This window comes from Blastococcus sp. SYSU DS0619, assembly GCF_054051035.1.
The window spans coordinates 1-16,292 of record NZ_JBJHAM010000024.1; the positions used below are offsets into that span (position 1 = coordinate 1).

The 16,292-nt window shown below is 73.6% G+C and carries 16 protein-coding genes; 11 read left to right on the top strand and 5 right to left on the bottom strand.

What is annotated here, in order from left to right; translation table 11 throughout:
• The first annotated feature begins 221 nt into the window (after nt 1-221).
• The gene (locus ACI79T_RS18715; protein WP_456611607.1) at nt 222-1,301 is read left to right on the top strand and encodes a class E sortase; all 1,080 of its coding nucleotides are present in this window, start codon (nt 222-224) and stop codon (nt 1,299-1,301) included.
• Nucleotides 1,302-1,322: 21 nt separating this feature from the next.
• The gene (locus ACI79T_RS18720) at nt 1,323-1,478 is read left to right on the top strand and encodes a hypothetical protein (protein ID WP_456611608.1); all 156 of its coding nucleotides are present in this window, start codon (nt 1,323-1,325) and stop codon (nt 1,476-1,478) included.
• Between the two features lie 10 nt (nt 1,479-1,488).
• On the opposite strand, the gene ACI79T_RS18725 is transcribed toward ACI79T_RS18720, so the two are convergent.
• Genes ACI79T_RS18725 through ACI79T_RS18735 form a run of 3 tightly spaced genes read right to left on the bottom strand, consistent with a single transcriptional unit; the run spans nt 1,489 to nt 4,779 of the window.
• Entirely contained in the window at nt 1,489-2,529 is a 1,041-nt protein-coding gene (locus ACI79T_RS18725) for a DUF1611 domain-containing protein (protein ID WP_456611609.1), read from the bottom strand.
• Nucleotides 2,526-3,545 (bottom strand): dipeptide epimerase, encoded by a 1,020-nt coding sequence (locus ACI79T_RS18730; protein WP_456611610.1) that lies wholly within the window; start codon nt 3,543-3,545, stop codon nt 2,526-2,528. The genes ACI79T_RS18725 and ACI79T_RS18730 overlap by 4 nt, the downstream gene beginning before the upstream one ends.
• A 46-nt stretch (nt 3,546-3,591) precedes the next feature.
• Entirely contained in the window at nt 3,592-4,779 is a 1,188-nt protein-coding gene (locus ACI79T_RS18735; protein ID WP_456611611.1) for a hydroxymethylglutaryl-CoA reductase, read from the bottom strand.
• Nucleotides 4,780-4,951: 172 nt separating this feature from the next.
• Between ACI79T_RS18735 and ACI79T_RS18740 the strand changes: the two genes are divergently transcribed.
• Genes ACI79T_RS18740 through ACI79T_RS18760 form a run of 5 tightly spaced genes read left to right on the top strand, consistent with a single transcriptional unit; the run spans nt 4,952 to nt 10,556 of the window.
• Nucleotides 4,952-6,481 carry an ABC transporter substrate-binding protein gene (locus ACI79T_RS18740; RefSeq protein ID WP_456611612.1) on the top strand — a complete coding sequence of 510 codons (1,530 nt, stop codon included), beginning with the start codon at nt 4,952-4,954 and terminating at the stop codon, nt 6,479-6,481.
• Between the two features lie 8 nt (nt 6,482-6,489).
• Nucleotides 6,490-7,419 (top strand): ABC transporter permease, encoded by a 930-nt coding sequence (locus ACI79T_RS18745; protein WP_456611649.1) that lies wholly within the window; start codon nt 6,490-6,492, stop codon nt 7,417-7,419.
• A gap of 49 nt (nt 7,420-7,468) precedes the next feature.
• Nucleotides 7,469-8,458 carry an ABC transporter permease gene (locus ACI79T_RS18750; RefSeq protein ID WP_456611613.1) on the top strand — a complete coding sequence of 330 codons (990 nt, stop codon included), beginning with the start codon at nt 7,469-7,471 and terminating at the stop codon, nt 8,456-8,458.
• Nucleotides 8,455-9,522: an ABC transporter ATP-binding protein gene (locus tag ACI79T_RS18755; protein ID WP_456611614.1), complete on the top strand. Its 1,068-nt coding sequence runs from the start codon at nt 8,455-8,457 to the stop codon at nt 9,520-9,522. The genes ACI79T_RS18750 and ACI79T_RS18755 overlap by 4 nt, the downstream gene beginning before the upstream one ends.
• Nucleotides 9,519-10,556, top strand: coding sequence for an ABC transporter ATP-binding protein (locus tag ACI79T_RS18760; RefSeq protein ID WP_456611615.1), 1,038 nt, complete (start codon nt 9,519-9,521; stop codon nt 10,554-10,556). The genes ACI79T_RS18755 and ACI79T_RS18760 overlap by 4 nt, the downstream gene beginning before the upstream one ends.
• 51 nt (nt 10,557-10,607) lie before the next feature.
• On the opposite strand, the gene ACI79T_RS18765 is transcribed toward ACI79T_RS18760, so the two are convergent.
• Complete coding sequence (locus ACI79T_RS18765; RefSeq protein ID WP_456611616.1) at nt 10,608-11,810, bottom strand: MFS transporter; 1,203 nt, start codon at nt 11,808-11,810, stop codon at nt 10,608-10,610.
• The gene (locus ACI79T_RS18770; RefSeq protein WP_456611617.1) at nt 11,807-12,610 is read right to left on the bottom strand and encodes an IclR family transcriptional regulator domain-containing protein; all 804 of its coding nucleotides are present in this window, start codon (nt 12,608-12,610) and stop codon (nt 11,807-11,809) included. Before ACI79T_RS18770 ends, ACI79T_RS18765 begins: the two co-directional genes overlap by 4 nt.
• Nucleotides 12,611-12,809: 199 nt before the next feature.
• Between ACI79T_RS18770 and ACI79T_RS18775 the strand changes: the two genes are divergently transcribed.
• The 4 genes from ACI79T_RS18775 (at nt 12,810) to ACI79T_RS18790 (ending at nt 16,267) form a co-directional block, all read left to right on the top strand.
• Entirely contained in the window at nt 12,810-13,781 is a 972-nt protein-coding gene (locus ACI79T_RS18775) for an ABC transporter substrate-binding protein (RefSeq protein ID WP_456611618.1), read from the top strand.
• A 77-nt stretch (nt 13,782-13,858) separates the two neighbouring features.
• A complete protein-coding gene (locus ACI79T_RS18780; protein WP_456611619.1) occupies nt 13,859-14,626 on the top strand; it encodes an ABC transporter permease in 768 nt (255 codons plus the stop codon).
• Nucleotides 14,623-15,396, top strand: a complete 774-nt coding sequence (locus ACI79T_RS18785) for an ABC transporter permease (protein WP_456611620.1) — start codon at nt 14,623-14,625, stop codon at nt 15,394-15,396. The genes ACI79T_RS18780 and ACI79T_RS18785 overlap by 4 nt, the downstream gene beginning before the upstream one ends.
• A gap of 28 nt (nt 15,397-15,424) precedes the next feature.
• Nucleotides 15,425-16,267 (top strand): ABC transporter ATP-binding protein, encoded by an 843-nt coding sequence (locus ACI79T_RS18790; RefSeq protein WP_456611621.1) that lies wholly within the window; start codon nt 15,425-15,427, stop codon nt 16,265-16,267.
• The last annotated feature ends 25 nt before the right edge of the window (nt 16,268-16,292 follow it).

Here is a 16,292-nt window from a genome sequence, read left to right on the forward strand (position 1 = left end):
CGGCGGCCCCCCGCCCCCCCCCCGCCCCCCCCCCCCCCCCCCCCCCCCCCCCCCCCCCCCCCCCCCCCCCCCCCCCCCCCCCCCCCCCCCCCCCCCCCCCCCCCCCCCGGGCCTGTCGCGTTTCCCGGCGCGTCGGATCACGATGCGTGTCCGTTCCGTCACCTAGCATTCGGGGGGCGCGTCGCACGCGCGCACCGCAGGCCGACACCCGGGGGAACGGTATGGCGGACCCGGACCGGGGTCGGCGCGACGGGGACACCCACCCGACGGCGCAGTGGGGCGGCGTGGCCGAGCCGGACGTGCTGCCGTTGCTGGGCCGGCCGCCGGTGCCGCCGGTGCCCGACCGTGCGGCCCGGCACCGCCACGTCCCGCTCCCCGCGGGCGTCGGCAGCGGGATCGGCACCGCCGGCTCCCCGGCCTTGCGGCCCTGGGACGACCGGCCGGACGACCAGGTCTGGGACGACCAGGCCTGGGACGAGCAGCCGGACGACGAGCTCTGGGACGACCGGCCGGACGACGACGAGCTCTGGGACGACGGGAGCGGGGAAGCGGCCGACCGGCGCCGCGGCGCCTCCGCCGGGGACCGCGTGCGCGGCGTCGTCCGCGGGGTCGGCGAGCTGCTGGTCACCTGCGGGCTGGTCCTGCTGCTCTTCGTCGTCTACGAGGTCTACGTCACCGACTTCCTCACCGACCGCCGCCAGGACGAGCTCAGCGCCGAGCTGCAGGACCGGTGGGCGGACGCGCCCGCGGACGCCGGGCTGGTCCAGGTGGAGATCGGGGACGCCTTCGGCGTCCTGCGCATCCCGCGGCTGGGCGAGGACTACGCCCGCGTGATCCTCGAGGGCACCACCGAGGGGGAGCTGTCGCAGGGCCCCGGCCATTACGAGGGCACGGCGATGCCGGGCGAGCCGGGCAACGTGGCGCTGGCCGGCCACCGCGTCGGCAAGGGCTCGCCGTTCCTGGAGCTGGACCTGATGCAGCCCGGTGACCCGATCGTCGTGGAGACGGCCGACAGCTGGTTCGTGTACCGGGTGCTCGGCGACCCCGCGACCGGCGACCTCTTCGCCGACCCCAGCGGCATCCCAGGACGCCAGATCGTGCGCCCGGCCGACGTCTCGGTCATCGCGCCCACGCCGAACCAGGCCGCCGGCGTCGCGCCGACCGGCTCCTACCTGACCCTCACCACCTGTCACCCGCGCTTCTCCGCGCGCCAGCGGCTGATCATCCACGCCCGGCTCGACGGCGCCGCCATCCCGAAGGCCGAGATGCCCGACGGCCCGCCGGCGCTGCGCGAAGGCTGACCCGAGCTCCCCGGAGGACCCATGTACGGCTGGATCTGGCGGCACCTGCCCGGTGGCAGGGGCCTCAAGGCGCTGGAGTCGCTGGTGCTCGTGGTCGCCGTCTGCGCGCTGCTGCTGTTCGTCGTCTTCCCGTGGGTCGAGCCGCACCTGCCCTTCAACGACGTGACGGTGGACTGAGGCGCCTTCCTCAGCGCGGGAGGGCGGTGAGGACGGCGTCCAGCACCCGCCCGGCCCCGAAGCGGACCACGTCGTCGGCGACGAGCCCGGTCTCGGCGGCGGCCGCATCCACCGCCGCCCGCGCCTCGGCGTCGTCCAGGCCCCCGGTGTTCAGCGCGACGGCGGCGACCCGCGCGGGGCGTACCCAGCCGGCGGCCTGCTCGTAGCCGCGCACGATCTCGGCCAGCGGGGGCAGGGCGGTGCCCGGGTAGTCGGCGACGGCGGTCCGCCCGGCCCGGTGGCACAGCACGAGGGCGTCGGCCGACGAACCGTGCAGCAGGCCGAGCGTCACCCCCGAGTAGGCCGGGTGGTAGATCGAGCCCTGGCCCTCGAGCCAGAGCAGGTCGCCCCGGGTCGCGCCCTCGCGCACCAGCCGGTCGGCCGCCCCGGCGACGAAGTCGGAGATGACGTGGTCCACGGCCATGCCCCAGCCGGAGATCGCGACGCCGGTCTGCCCGGTGGCCACGAACACCGAGCCGAGCCCGCGGTCGCGCGCGGCCCGGTCCAGCTCGAGGACGACGCTCATCTTCCCGATCGCGCAGTCGGAGCCCACCGTGTGCACGACGCGGGCCGCGATCGGCTCGGCGAGCGGGACCCCGAGGTCGCCGGGGACCGCGCGCAGGTCCCGGATCGCGACCCCGGCCGCCCGGGCCGCCGCCGCGAGCTCCGGGTCGGCGCCCAGATCGGTGTGCAGCCCCGCCTCGACGTGCATCCCTAGGCGTAGCGCGGCCAGCAGCACCTCCCGCCAGGTGGCCGTGAGCCGGCCACCGAGCGGCGCGACGCCCAGCAGCACCGTCGTCGCGCCCAGCTCCCGGGCGGCCGCGACGTCGGCGACCACCGGGGCGGGGGAGGCGCAGAAGGGGACGACGTCGACCGCGCGCCGCCCGGCGTGCGCGGCGTCGATGACGCACACCACCTCGCGGGTGCCGTAGCGCAGCACGCCGTGCGCGGTCTTGGCGTAGGACTCGGCGAGCTGCCCGCCGGTGAGGACCGCCAGGCGTTCCCCGCTCACGCCGCCTCCTCCGCGACGAGCCCGAGACCCGGTGCGTCCGGCAGCACCAGCCGCCCGTCGGTGAGCCCCAGCCCGGTGAACGGCTCGTCGCTGATCAGCAGGTGGCCGTCCAGGTCCACGAGGTCGGCCAGCGCCCCCAGCTGGGCGGCCTGGGCGATGCCGAGCTGCGACTCGATCATGCAGCCCAGCATGACCCGCAGGTCCAGCGCGGCGGCGGCGGCCAGCATGCGCTGCGCCTCCCGGATGCCGCCGCACTTGGCCAGCTTCACCACGATGCCGTCGGCGTAGCCGGCCACCGCCGGCACGGAGGCGAGGTCCCGGCAGCCCTCGTCGACGAAGACCGGCAGCCGGTCGGGGAGCTCGCGGTACCGGGCGAAGGAGTCGACGTCGGCCGCGGGGAAGGGCTGCTCGACCATCTCCACGCCGAGCTCGCGCAGGCGTGGCGTGAGCTCCCGGGCCTGCTCGAACGTCCAGCCCTCGTTGCCGTCGATCCGCAGCCGCGCTCCGGACACCGACCGGATCGCCGCCAGCCGCTCCAGGTCGCCGGGGCCGCCGACCTTGACCTTGTAGACGGCGAAGCCCGGGGCCCGCCGCACGCGGGCGACGGTGTCCGCCACCGACGAGATGCCGATCGTGAAGCTCGTCGGCGGCGCGACGCCGTCCAGGCCGAGGAGCCGCCACACCGGCAGGCCGTACCGGCGGCCCACCCAGTCGTGCGCGGCGCCGTCGAGGGCCATCTTCGCGCCCTGGGGTCCGTCCCAGGCGCGCAGCCGGCGGGCGATGCCCTCGAGGTCGCGCAGGTCGTCGCCGAGCAGGGCGGCGCCGTCGGCGGCGACGGCCTCGGCCATGGTCGCCACCGACTCGCCCCAGTACGCCACCGGCGCCCCCTCGCCGGACCCGCGGACGCCGCCGTCGTCGACGGTGACGACGAGGACCTCCTCGGTGTCCACCGACGACCGGGCGATCGTGAAGGTGTCGCGCAGGTGCAGCGTCATGGGGCGGCAGGTGAGGTCCACCCGGGCAGTCTCGCGGGTGCGGGACCGCGTTGGCCCGGACGGGGCCCTACCGGTTGCGGCCCAGGCTGTCGTGGCTGGTCACCCAGTCGCCGGCCAGGATCGCCGAGGTCAGCGAGATGTCACCGGCCAGCACGACACCGGCGCAGATCTCGGCGAACTTCTGCACCTTGTCGGCGCCGTAGCAGCCCAGCACCTCCAGGCACTCCCGCTGCGTGGGCAGCCCGGTGCCGCCGCCGTAGGTGGCGACGATGAGCGAGGTGAGCGTCGTCGACCAGTAGTAGTCGCCGTTCTCCAGCAGCTGGGTGTACGTGACCCCGGAGTGCGACTCCGCCACGTTCGCGGCGTCCTGCCCGGTGGCGATGAACATCGCGGTCAGGCCGTTGGCGGCGTGCGCGCCGTTGTAGGCCGCGCCGGACATGAAGGCGCCGGCCATGCCGATCTGCCGGTACTCGAACAACTGCCGCGTGCCGACGCCGGTCACCCGCCGCAGCACCTCGTCCGGGATCGTCACCTCGGCGACGACGCGCTTCCCCCGGGTCATGAGCATGTTGATCTGCGAGTGCTTCTTGTCGGTGTCGATGGCGCCGGAGAGCACGTAGCGCGGGTGGTCGGGGTGGTTCTCGCGGATCCACTCGCAGGCGGCCAGCGTCGCCTTGCCGGTCATGTTCTGGCCGGCGGCGTCCCCGGTCGTGTAGTTGACCCGCAGGTAGCGCAGCGGCCCGATCTGGTGCTGGCCGATGTAGGTGAGCCGCCCCGAGCGGGTGGTCGACTCGGCCGCCGCCCGGATGCCGTCGAGGTTCTCGTCGACCCAGCGGCCGAACTCCCTGGCCGCCAGCGCGTCGTCCAGCACGAAGGCGGGCGCGCGCTGCATGTGGTCGTCGACGACGGTGGTCCGCACGCCGCCGCACTCGCCGATCAGCCGCATCCCGCGGTTGTAGCTGGCCACCAGGGTGCCCTCGGTCGTGGCCAGCGGGACGAAGAAGTCGCCCTGGGCGTGCTCGCCCCGCATGGTCAGGGGCCCGGCCAGGCCGATGGGCACCTGGGCGACGCCGGTGAAGTTCTCGACGTTGCCCGGCAGGACCGACGGGTCGATGGAGTAGCGGCCGACGTGGTCCAGCCCCGCGCCGGTCTGCTCGGCGACGAAGGCCTGGCGCTTGTGCGCCATCTCGTCGGTGTAGTCGTGCTCCCGGTCGCGGGGGATGCGGGCGCGGTGCGTGGAGTGGACGTCGGTCATGGAGCACCTCTCCGGGGCGACGGTGTGACAGCTCGATTGTGAGCTGGATCACCCCGTTCCGCAGGTCCACCGGCGGATATCGAAGCGGCAACGATCGCCCGGGTCCGGGTCGCCAACCTGCGAGGACGGGAGCAAGGTCGAGGGACGACCTGCCCCGACCCCGGAGGTTCCCGTGCGCACCACCCGACTCCTGTCCCTCGGCGCCGTCGGCGCGCTGACCCTCAGCGCGTGCAGCGGTGGAGGGGAGAGCGTCGACACCGGTGGCGGTGGCGGCGGGGGCGGCGACGACGTCCTGGTGGCCGCGGTGAGCGCGCAGCCCGACCAGTTCGACCCGCACGTCACGAGCGCCTACCCGAGCTTCCAGGTGCTGGAGAACGTCTACGACACCCTCGTCGTCCCGAACCCCCAGGACCTGACGATGGAGCCGAGCCTGGCGACCGACTGGGAGGTCAGCGAGGACGGGCTCACCTGGACGTTCACCCTGCGCGAGGGCGTCACGTTCCACGACGGCAGCGAGTTCGACGCCTCGGACGTCGTCTACTCGTACAACCGGATCATCGACGAGGAGCTGAACAACTCCTACCGGTTCGCCACCGTCGAGAACGTCGAGGCCGTCGACCCGCAGACCGTCGAGATCACGGTCAGCCAGCCCACGCCCAACCTGCCGGCGCTGATCGGCGCCTTCAAGGGCATGGCGATCCTGCCCGAGGGCGCGGCCGAGGAGTACGACCTCACCACCGAGGCGGTGGGCACCGGGCCGTTCACGCTGGAGAGCTCCGACGCCAGCAGCACCGAGCTCGCCGCCTACGAGGACTACTGGGGCGGCGCGCCGAGCATCGGCGGCGTCGAGTTCCGCTACATCACCGAGCCGGCCGCGGCGCTGACCGCGCTGCAGAACGGCGAGGTCCAGTGGACCGACAACATCCCGCCGCAGCAGATCGAGTCGCTGGAGGGTGACGACGCCGTCGAGCTGGCCACCACGCCCAGCGTCGACTACTGGTACATGTCCATGAACTACGACCGGGAGCCCTTCGGCAACCCGCTCGTGCGGCAGGCGATCGCCACCGCGGTCGACCGCGGCGCGGTCACCGAGGCGGCCCGGTTCGGGGCGGCGCAGCCCAACCAGACCGCCATCCCCGAGGACAGCTTCTACTACTACGACTACACGCCGTTCGACGCGAGCGTCGAGGAGGCGGAGGCGCTGATCCAGCAGGCCGGCGTCCAGACGCCGATCACGATGGGCCTGATGGTCACCGACGAGTTCCCCGAGACCGTCACCGCCGCGCAGGTCATCGCCAGCCAGCTGGAGCCGATCGGGATCGAGGTCGACGTCCAGACCGTGGACTTCGCGACCTGGCTGGACCGGCAGAGCCAGGGCGACTTCGACGCCTTCATGCTCGGCTGGCTCGGCAACATCGACCCGTTCGACTTCTACCACGCGCAGCACATCACCGACGGCTCCAGCAACTACCAGGGCTACAGCAACCCGCAGGTCGACGAGCTGCTGACCCAGGCGTCCACGGAGACCGACGAGGACACCCGCAAGGAGCTCTACGACCAGGCGGCGCAGCTCATCGTCGACGACGTCTCCTACCTGTACCTGTACAACCCCGACGTCGTGCAGGCCTGGGCCCCGGGGCTGTCCGGGTACGAGATCCGGGCGGACAAGGCCATCAACTTCGAGGGTGTGGAGCTGCCCTGACCCGATACCTGGTCCGGCGGGTCGGCCAGTCCGCGGTCGTCCTCGCCGGGGTGAGCGTCATCGTGTTCGCCCTGGTGCACCTGGTACCGGGCGATCCGGTGCGGCTCGCGCTCGGCACGCGGTTCTCCCAGGAGAGCTACGACGCCCTGCGCGAGCGGTCGGGGCTGGACCAGCCACTTGTCGAGCAGTTCTTCACCTGGTTCGGCCGGGCGCTCAGCGGCGACCTGGGGGTGAGCTTCCGCAGCGGCGAGACGGTGACCTCGCAGATCGCCGAGCGGCTGCCGGCCACGCTGACGCTGGCGTTCGCCTCGATCGTGGTCGCGCTGGTCATCGCCATCCCGCTGGGCACCGTCTCGGCGCTGCGGCCCCGGTCGATCGTCGACCGCGTCGCCACGGTGATCAGCCAGTTCGGCATCTCGGTGCCCGACTTCTGGATGGGCATCGTGCTCATCCTGGTCTTCGCCGGGACGCTGGGCTGGCTGCCCTCGGGCGGGTACGTGCCGATCAGCGAGGATCCGGGGGCCTGGTTCCAGCGCCTGCTCATGCCGGCGCTGGTCACCGGGGTGGTGTCCGGCTCGGTGATCACCCGGTTCGTGCGGTCCAGCATGCTCGAGGCGCTGGGCTCGGACCACGTCCGGACGGCGCAGGCCAAGGGGCTGCCGACCGGGCAGGTGTTCACCTGGCACGTGCTGCGCAACGCCCTGCTGCCGCTGGTCACGGTGACCGGCGTGCAGCTGGCCTACCTGCTCTCCGGCGTCGTCGTCGTGGAGATCGTCTTCTCCTGGCCGGGCCTGGGGCAGCTCGCGCTGCAGGCGGTCCAGGCCCGCGACTACCCGGTGCTGCAGGGCGCGATCCTGCTGTTCGCCGTCGTCTTCCTGGTCATCAACCTGGTCGTCGACCTGCTCTACACCGCCATCGACCCCCGAATCCGGCGATGACATCCAGCCGAGGCCTGCTGCCGATGACATCCAGCCGAGGCCTGCTGACATGACCGGCGCGCCCGTCCCCGAGCCCGGCAACTCCCCGGACACCCCGGCGGGGTCGCCGGGCACGTCGCCGGTCGCCACGCTGCGGCCGGCCCGCCCGCGCTGGCGCGAGACGCTCAGCCTGCTGGCGCACAACCCCACGGCGGCCATCGCCTCGGTGCTCCTGCTGCTGATCGTGGTCGTGGCGATCTTCGACGACGCGATCGCCCCCGACGGCGCCAACGACATCGAGGTGGCCGACCGGCTGCAGTCACCCAGCTGGGAGCACCCGTTCGGCACCGACGACCTCGGCCGGGACATCCTCAGCCGGGTCATCCTCGGCGCCTCGGTGTCGCTGAAGGTCGGCTTCCTGGCCGTCGGCTTCGCGCTGGTGGTCGGCACGATGATCGGCCTGCTCGCCGGCTACTACGGCAAGTGGGTCGACGACGTCCTCATGCGGTTCATGGACATGCTGTTCGCGTTCCCCGCGGTGCTGCTGGCGATCGCCGTCCTCGCCGTCCGGGGGCCGGGGTCGGGCAACACCGCGCTGGCGATCGGCATCGTCTACACGCCGATCTTCGCCCGCGTGACCCGTGCCAGCGTCCTGGGCGTGCGCGAGGAGGTGTACGTGCGGGCGTCCCGGTCGGTCGGCGCCTCGGACTGGCGGATCCTGACCCGCCACATCCTGCCCAACGCCGCGCCCCCGATCATCGTGCAGACCTCGATCAGCCTGGCCTTCGCAGTGCTGGCCGAGGCGGCGCTGTCGTTCCTCGGCCTGGGCACCCAGCCGCCCGACCCCTCGTGGGGGCTGATGCTGGCCGAGGGCCGCGGCTACATCCAGCTGGCCTGGTGGCTGGCGTTCTTCCCGGGGATGGCGATCTTCCTGACCGTGCTCTGCTTCAACCTGCTCGGAGACGGGCTGCGCGACGCGCTCGACCCGCGCCAGCGCACCCTGATGGCCGGCAGCGGCAAGGGCGCGGCCGCCGCCGGCGGCGGGGGAGGGGAGCAGTGAGCGGCGAGCCGGTGCTGGAGGTGGAGGACCTGCGGGTGCGGCTGCGCACGCCGCGCGGGCCGGCCGACGTGGTCAACGGGCTGAGCTACACCGTCGGCCCGGGGGAGACGGTGGCCGTCGTCGGGGAGTCCGGGAGCGGCAAGAGCGTCTCGGTGCTGGCCCTGCTGGGCCTGCTGCCCACGGGGGTGGCGACGGTGACCGGCCGGGCGCTGCTGCAGGGCGAGGACCTGCTGACCATGGCCCCCGACCGGCTGCGCCAGGTGCGCGGCCCGGGCGCCGGCATGGTCTTCCAGGACCCGATGACGTCGCTGAACCCGGTGCTGACCATCGGCCGGCAGCTGGTCGAGGGCATCCGGGCGCACGGCGACGTCTCCAAGTCCGACGCCCGGGCCCGCGCCGCGGAGCTGCTGCGCGAGGTGGGGCTGCCCGACCCGGAGGGGGCGCTGGGCCGCTACCCGCACGAGCTCTCCGGCGGGATGCGCCAGCGGGTCGTCATCGCGATCGCGCTGTCGAACTCGCCGTCGCTGCTGATCGCCGACGAGGCGACGACGGCGCTGGACGTCACCGTGCAGGCGCAGATCATCGACCTGATCGAGGGGCTGCAGGCCGAGCACGGCACGGGCGTCATCTGGATCACCCACGACCTCGGCGTCGTCGCCGGGATCGCCGACCGGGTGCTGGTCATGTACGGCGGGCGGTGCGTGGAGGACGGCACGGTCGACGACGTCCTCGAGCGGCCGGCGCACCCGTACACCCGCGGCCTGCTGGGCTCGCTGCCCGACCTGGCGGCGCCGGCGGGCCCCGACGGCGAGGTGCCCGAGCTGACCGTCGTCCCGGGGCTGCCGCCCCCGCCCACCGACCTGCCGCCGGGCTGCGTCTTCTGGCCGCGGTGCCCGGTGCGCGCCGACCCGCGCTGCGAGACCGAGCAGCCGCCGCTGTCGATCGTCTCCCGCGCCACGGCGGGCGCGACGGCGTCCGGGGCCCACCCCGGCGACGGCGCGGGGCTGCCGCACCGCGCGGCGACGTGGTGCACCGAGGACGCGGACGGGGGGAGCCGCGGATGAGCGAGGACGTGCTGGTCTCCGCCCGCGGGTTGGAGGTGCACTTCCCCGTCGGGGGCGGCGGTCTCCGCCGGACGCCGGGCGGGGTGCTGCGCGCCGTGGACGGCGTCGACCTGGACATCCTGCGCGGCGAGACGCTCGGCCTGGTGGGCGAGTCCGGCTGCGGGAAGTCGACGCTGGGCAACGCGCTGCTGCGCCTGGTCCCGCCGACCGGGGGCACGGTCACCTTCGACGGCACCGACGTCACCTCGCTGGACCGCCGCGGCCTCAAGGAGATGCGCCGCCGGGCCGGGATGGTGTTCCAGGACCCGTTCGCCTCCCTCGACCCCCGGCGCACCGTGGCGCAGACGGTCAGCGAGCCGCTGGAGGTGCACGGCCTACGGACGGGCAAGCGGGAGCGCGCGGCGCGGGTGGGCGAGCTGCTGGAGCTGGTCGGCCTGGACCCGGTGGTGGCCGGCCGCTACCCGCACGAGTTCTCCGGCGGTCAGCGGCAGCGGGTCGGCATCGCCCGGGCGCTGGCAGGGGAGCCGGACTTCCTGGTCTGCGACGAGGCGATCGCCTCCCTCGACGTGAGCGTGCAGGCCCAGGTGCTCAACCTGCTGCGCCGGCTGCAGCGGCAGCTGGGGCTCACGCTGCTGTTCATCTCCCACGACCTCTCCGCCGTCCGGCACATCTCCGACCGGATCGCCGTCATGTACCTGGGGCGGATCGTGGAGATCGGGCCGGCGGCGGCGGTGGGCAGCGCCCCGGAGATGCCGTACACGCAGGCGCTGCTGTCCGCGGTCCCGGTGCCGCACCCGGCGCAGGAGCGGGCCCGGCAGCGGATCGTGCTGACCGGTGACGTCCCCTCGCCGTCCGCCGTCCCCAGCGGCTGCCGGTTCCGCACCCGCTGCCCGTACGTGTTCGAGCCGTGCGACGACGTCGACCCCGCGCTGCAGCCGGCGGGCGCGCCCGGTCAGCTGGCCGCGTGCCACCTGCACGGCGTCGTCGGCACGCCGGTCGAGCGGACGCCGGAGGGCGTCACCGCCGACCCCTGACCCCTGACCCGCTTCTCCGCAGAAACTCAGAGCCGCGGCGCCGCCGGAGGGTCAGACGGTCGCGGCGACGTGGCCGGGGCGGGCGGCGGCCAGGCCGACGACGAGCTGCGCGGCCACGACCACCAGGAGCAGCACCAGCCCGGGGGCCCAGCCGCCGGTGGTCTCGTGCAGCAGGCCGACGCCGAGCGGGCCGGTGGCGGCGAGCAGGTACCCGATGCTCTGCGCCGAGGCGGACAACCGGCCGGTCTGGGCCACATCGCGGGTGCGCTGCAGGATCAGGGTCATCGCCAGCGGGAAGGAGACGCCGGTGCCGAGGCCGTACAGCAGCGCCCACAGCACCGGTGCCGCGGCGGGCGCCACGAGCAGGCCGGTGATCCCGGCGAGGACCGGCAGGGTGCCCACCAGCACCCATCCCTGCTGGCCGGGGCGGCGGGCCGCCAGCGGAGGAACGACCAGGGACGCGGGGATGCCGAGCCCGGCCGCCAGCGCCAGCAGCCCGCCGGCGGCGACGGGGGATACCCCGGACTCCGCCTCCAGCACGTCGGCCAGCCAGGTGAGCATCGCGTAGAAGGACAGCGACTGGAGCCCGAAGAAGAGGGTGACCGCGAGCGCCACGCGGTCGCGCAGCACGGCGGCGCGGGCACCGACCGGGGCAGGCGCCGGCCGGGGGGTGTCCCGCCGCGCGCGGGTCAGGGCGGCCATGGCCACCAGCGCGGCCAGCACCGGGACCCCCCACAGCAGCAGCCCGCCCAGGGCGCTGCCCGCGGCGCCGGCCAGCGGCTGGGCCAGCCCGGCACCGATGCTGGCCGACGCCGCCATGGCGGCGACGATCATGCCGACGACGACCGCGCTGCGCGCGCCGTACTCCGCCCGCGCCACCGCGGGCAGCAAGACGTTCCCGATCGCGATGCCGCCGGTCAGTAGCACGGTGCCCACGTAGAGCCCGGGCACCCCGGCCAGTCGCAGGAGGATGCCCCCGGCGAGGGCGGTGACCCCCATCAGCACGGCCCGGTGCACGCCGAACCGCGCGGCCAGCGCCGGGGCGAAGGGGGAGACCAGCCCGAAGCAGACCAGCGGCAGGGCGGTGACGACGGCGAGCGCGCCCGTGGACAGGGACAGCTCGTCGCCGAGCTCGCCCAGCAGCGGGCCCACGGCGGCGAACGGCGCGCGCAGGCAGAGCGCCACCAGCACGAGGACGGCGGCAGGCAGGGCCAGGCGCCAGGCGCCGTGCCGAGGTCGGACGGGTGCGTTCACGATCGCGAGCTGCGGCCCAGATCGCGCTCGATCTGGGTGGCGGTCTCCAGGAGCGGCGGGACGAACTCGTGCTCCAGCTGCTCCAGCGAGGTGCGGCTGGCGCTGACCGACAGGTTGACCGCGGCGACGACGGCGCCGCCGCGGTCGCGGACCGGTGCGGCGGCCGAGCGCAGCCCCTCCTCGAGCTCCTGGTCGACCATCGCGAAGCCCTGCTCGCGCACGGCGTCGAGCGTGCGCCGCAACTCGGTGGCAGTGGTGACGGTGCGGGCGGTGAGCGGCGCCAGCTCGGCGCGCCCGAGGTACGCGTCGAGCTCCCCGGCGGGCAGCCCGGCGAGCAGGACCCGGCCCATGGAGGTGGCGTAGGCCGGGAAGCGGGTGCCGACGGTGATCATCACGGTCATGATCCGCTTGGTGTGCACCCGCGCCACGTAGACGACGTCGTCGCCGTCGAGCACCGACAGCGAGGAGGACTCCTGTACCCGGCTCACGAGCGCTTCCAGGTGCGGCTGGGCGACGTCGGGCAGGGTGAGCCCCGACAGGTACGAGTAGCCGAGCTCGAGCACCCGCGGTCGCAGGGAGAACTCGCGGCCGTCGGCGCGCACGTAGCCCAGCTGGACGAGGGTGAGCAGGAAGCGGCGTGCGGCCGCGCGGGTGAGCCCGGTGGCGCGGGCCACCTCGCTGAGCTGGAGCCGCGGGTGCTCGGCGTCGAAGGCGCGGATGACGGCGAGCCCCCGGTCGAGGGACTGCACGTACGTGCCGTCCCGGACGGGCACCGGCCGCTCGTCGGGCACGGAGGTCACGGCACTCCTTCTGTCCGACTGGTCGTGAGCGGCATCACCATACTGTGCGCTTTGAGAACGCGGGTTCGGCATGCGCACGCATGACGGTCAGGTCACGCCCGATTGACGTGATCGTCCTCACGTGCCAGCGTTCACATCGCACACACGCGTTCGCCCAGCGAACAAGTGTCGATCCTGGTCGTCGATCGAAGGAGATCCCATGCGCCGCACCGTGGCCGCGCTCGTCACCGCGCCGCTCATGCTGGTCGCCGCTTGCGGCGGCTCTGACGAGGAGTCGGGCGCCGCCGCCGGTGGCGGAGAAGGCGGCGAGGTGGAGCAGGTGTCGGTCGGCGTCATCCCCATCGTCGACGTCGCGCCGATCTACCTCGGTGACCAGCAGGGGTTCTTCGAGGACTGCGGCCTGGACCTGACGCTGGAGACCGGCCAGGGCGGCGCCGCGATCGTGCCCGCGGTCGTCAGCGGCCAGTCGCAGTTCGGCTTCAGCAACATCACCTCGCTGCTGCTGGCCGCCAGCGAGGGACTGCCGCTGCAGATCGTCGCGAACGGTGTCGCCTCGACCGGTGAGCAGGGCGCGGACTTCGGCGCCGTCGTCACCAGCCCGGACAGCGGCATCACCGGCGCCGCCGACCTCGCCGGGCGGACCGTGGCGGTCAACACGCTGAACAACATCGGGACGACGACGGTTCGCGAGTCGGTGCGCGCCGCAGGTGGCGACCCGGACAGCATCGACTTCGTGGAGCTGCCGTTCCCGGAGATGCCTGCCGCGCTCCAGCAGGGCAACGTCGACGCCGCCTGGGTGGTGGAGCCGTTCCTGGCCGTGTCGACCGACGAGGGTGCGCAGGTCGTGACGTCGAACTTCGTCGACACCGCCGACGACCTCACCGTGGCCGGGTACTTCACCAGCGCGCAGTACGCGCAGGAGAACCCCGAGGCCGTCCAGTGCTTCAGCGACGCGATGGAGCAGTCGCTGGAGTACGCGCAGGAGAACCCGGACGCCGTCCGCGAGATCCTCGGTGAGTACACCCAGATCGACCCGGCCATCGCCGAGGAGATGACGCTGCCGGCCTGGCCGGCCGAGATCAACCGCGACTCGGTGCAGACCCTCTCCGACCTCGCGGTGGAGGACGGGCTGCTCGACGAGGCTCCGGACCTGGACGCCCTGCTGCCGTGACCGGGTCGACCGCTACCCGGGCGGCGGCGGGTGCTGCACCGCCGGCCCGTTCCCCGCGAGCGGGCCGGCGGCGGCCGGTGCCGACCTGGGCCCTGGGGCTGTTCGGCCTGCTCGTGCTCGTCGTGCTCGTCGAGGTGGCGCCGCGGATCGGGCTGGTCCCGCGGCGCTGGTTCCCGCCGTCGTCGGAGATCGGCGCGGAGCTGGTCGCGCAGTTCGGCCGTCCCGAGTTCTGGACCGCCGTCCTCGAGACCCTGAAGGGCTGGGCGATCGGCCTGGCCATCGCCGCGGTGGCCGGCGTGCTGCTGGGGCTCTTCCTCGGCACCTTCCGGTTCGCCCGGGAGTTCACCGCCTCCACCATCGAGTTCCTGCGCCCGATCCCGTCGGTGGCGCTCATCCCGATCGCCGTCCTGCTGTACGGCAACGACCTGGAGAGCGAGCTGCTCCTGGTGGTCTACGCCGCCTTCTGGCAGATCCTCATCCAGGTCCTCTACGGGGTGCAGGACGTCGACCCGGTCGCGCAGGACACCGCACGCGCCTACGGGCTGGGTCCCTGGGCGCGGGTCCGCCACGTCACCTGGCCCACCGCGCTGCCGTACGTGATGACCGGGCTGCGGCTCGGGGCCGCCGTGGCGCTGATCCTCGCGGTCACCGCCGAGCTGGTCATCGGTACCCCGGGGCTGGGTCAGCTGCTCAACAACGCGCAGAGCAGCGGTGCGGTCACCGCCACCTACGCCATCGTGGTCGTCACGGGCATCCTCGGCGTGATCGTCAACCTGGTCTTCCGGACCATCGAGCGGCGGGCGCTGTCGTGGCACCCGTCCCAGCGAGCGGAGGTGGCGGCATGAGCGTGCTCCGTCGGGTCGCGATGACCCTGGGCCTGCCGGTCATCCTGCTCACCGCCTGGTGGTTCGCCAGCGCCGGCAGCACCAGCTTCTTCTTCCCCCCGCTGTCGGAGATCCTCGACAGCCTGGTCGAGGAGTGGTTCGGCCCCCGCCTGGCCGCCGACGTCTGGCCGAGCCTCTACCGGCTGGCGGCCGGCTACGCGCTGGCCGTCGTCGTGTCCCTCGCCCTGGGCGTGCTGATCGGCACGTCGCGCACGGTCCGGGCCCTGACGGAGCCGGTCTTCGAATTCTTCCGGGCCATCCCGCCGCCGGTGCTGGTGCCGATCTTCATCCTGCTGTTCGGCCTCGGTGACGGGATGAAGATCGTCGTCATCGCCTTCGGCTGCATGTGGCCGATCCTGCTGAACACCGTGGAGGGCGTGCGCGCCGTCGACGAGGTGCTCAGCGACACCGGCCGCGTCTACGGCCTGCGCGGCTGGTCGCGACTGCGGAACCTGGTCCTGCCCAGCGCCAGTCCGCAGATCTTCGCCGGGCTTCGCCAGGGGCTGTCGGTCGCGATCATCCTGATGGTCATCAGCGAGCTGTTCGCCGCCACCAACGGGCTGGGCTACGCCGTCGTCCAGGCGCAGCGCAGCTTCGCCATCCCGGAGACCTGGGCGGGCATGCTCATGCTCGGCCTGCTCGGCTTCCTCCTGGCCCTGCTGTTCCGGATCGTCGAGAGCCGGCAGCTCGCGTGGTACCACGGCCTGCGCCGCGCGCAGCGCTCCTCCTGACCTCCCTCACATCCTGCGAAGGGTTCCCATGCTCGACGTCCGCGGCATCAAGAAGGTCTACGAGAGCAAGGACCGCACGGTCGAGGCCGTCCGCGACCTGACGTTCACCCTGCAGGCCGGCGAGCTCGCCTGCCTGGTCGGTCCCTCGGGGTGCGGCAAGACGACGCTGCTGAAGATCATGTCGGGGCTGCTCGACCCGACCGAGGGCGAGGTGCTGCTCGAGGGCACCCGCGTCCAGGGCCCGCCGCCGGGCATGGCCGTGGTCTTCCAGGAGTACGGGCGCAGTCTGTTCCCCTGGATGACCGTGCGGGAGAACGTCGAGCTGCCGCTCAAGCAGAAGAAGCTGCCCGCCGCCCGGCGCACGGAGCTGGTGGAGGAGTCGCTGGCCGCCGTCGGGCTGGCGGAGGCGCACGCGGCCTACCCGTGGCAGCTCTCCGGTGGCATGCAGCAGCGGGTCGCGATCGCCCGCGCGGTGGCCTACGAGCCGCACGTGCTGCTCATGGACGAGCCGTTCGCCGCGGTCGACGCGCAGACCCGCGCCGACCTGGAGGACCTCATCCGCGACCTGTGGCACAGGTTCCAGGTCACCACGCTGTTCGTCACCCACGACATCGACGAGGCGGTCTACCTCGGCCAGCGGGTGCTCATCCTGTCCAACTCGCCGACGGTGATCCGCGACGACCTCCAGATCGACCTGCCCGACGAGCGCGACCAGCTCACCACCCGGTCCTCGCCGCGGTTCGCCGAGCTGCGGGCGCGGGTCTACGAGCAGATCCACCGGGCCAAGGACGAGCAGGATGCCGCGCAGCCGGTGGCCGCCGGCCCGGTGTCCGGCCCCGCGCCTGCGGCGCCCGACCACTCGGGGTTCTGACCCAGGCCCAGGGGCCGACTTCCGG